Annotated in this window: 2 pseudogenes; both read left to right on the top strand. The window is 42.8% G+C overall.

What is annotated here, in order from left to right:
- Positions 1 to 82 precede the first annotated feature (82 nt).
- A pseudogene (locus tag FKW19_RS09590) lies at positions 83 to 343 on the top strand (hypothetical protein); the annotation flags it as partial.
- 257 nt (positions 344 to 600) lie between these two features.
- Positions 601 to 1,394: pseudogene (locus tag FKW19_RS09585) on the top strand (autotransporter adhesin family protein); the annotation flags it as partial.

Raw genomic sequence — 1,394 nt, 5'->3', positions numbered from 1 at the left:
ACTGCTTCCGGCTTTCACTCCCAGTCAATGCGCCAGTTTCTTTACAGCCTCTGGATATGAACCAGATTAAAGTGGAACCGCTCTAGGTGTTGCTGTAACCGATGTGTGCGTACAGACAGCTCGTAAGTTACAGATGATTACGGCCCATCTTCAAGCATCCAAGCCTGCTGGTTGGCATGATACGGATTGGAAAGATTGTGCATGGACAAATGGTGATGCCGTTCTACCGTTGGACGGAAATATCACGCACAATGCAATGGCTATTCTCTCTATAACTATTCGTGCAGCAGGCCCTTATCTGGTTGGTAAAGACATGGAAAAGGCAGTGGCTCAGGCCATTTAAAATCCGTGAAGTATTTTAATAAACATCTTTAGTAGGTTTTATTGGTGCTGCTGAGTATTTCTCTACACTCAGCAGCACATACCGCATTGTTGGCATGTTAAAAATTAAATATTCTATAAATAATTATACACATTTTTGATGAAAATATAGAAAAATAATCATGATTTATTTTTATTAGCAATAATATTTGACAATAAATGGGAAAAAATTTCTGCACAAATCTCAGAATGTAGAAATAACTTTAAGGGATCGTAAATATGACTGACACGACTATTCCTGCTGGAATATCCTCACATGGTATCATTCTAAATGATGGTGATACACTGGATGTTTTCGGAACAGCAACATCTACTACCGCAAACGGTGGCAACATTACTGTTGAAAGTGGCGGCCTTGTTACATCTACATCGTTGCCAGAAAATGATGATAGCTTTGCTGGTGCCATGTTGACCATTTCTGCTGGCGGCAGCGCAGTTGATACATCTGCCAGTATGGGCCAAATTGGGGTTATTGGTGGCACTGCTGATAATACCAACATTTCCGATGGTGCGGAGCTTTATGCTGCTAGTGGTGCAACACTTTCTGGCACGACCATTACCGATACAGCATCCGCCACAATCAATGCGGGTGCCAATGTTATAGATACCCTCGTTTCCACTACATCAACTGGGGGTAATCCTACGGCTTTACTTGTAGAGAATGGCGCATCCGTTACCAGTACCACAGTAAGTGGTGAGGGTGAAATGATCGTGCATTCCGGTGCCATTGCGGTTGATACAACTGTGACAAGTGGAGTGATTCTGAACTCTGGCGTTCAGGAATCTGTGCGTGCAGAAAGTGGTGCTATACTCAGCAACACAGTTCTAAAAGCAGGAAGTTTAGATATTAGCGGTGGTGTTTCTGCAATATCTAATACGGTTACTGCTGGCGCTCATCTTAATGTTACAGGTGATAGTTCCGCTAAAGCTTTTGCGACGGATATTAAGATTACTGGGGACAAGGAAGGTACGCTTGTTGTTGGCAGTAAAGGGTATGTTTCTGGTGTAAATGT

The sequence above is a fragment of the Acetobacter sp. DmW_125128 genome, from assembly GCF_008704325.1.
Taxonomy (GTDB): Bacteria; Pseudomonadota; Alphaproteobacteria; order Acetobacterales; family Acetobacteraceae; genus Acetobacter; species Acetobacter oryzifermentans.
The sequence above is the reverse complement of the archived record's forward strand: the minus strand, read 5'-3'. Positions and strand labels throughout refer to the sequence as shown.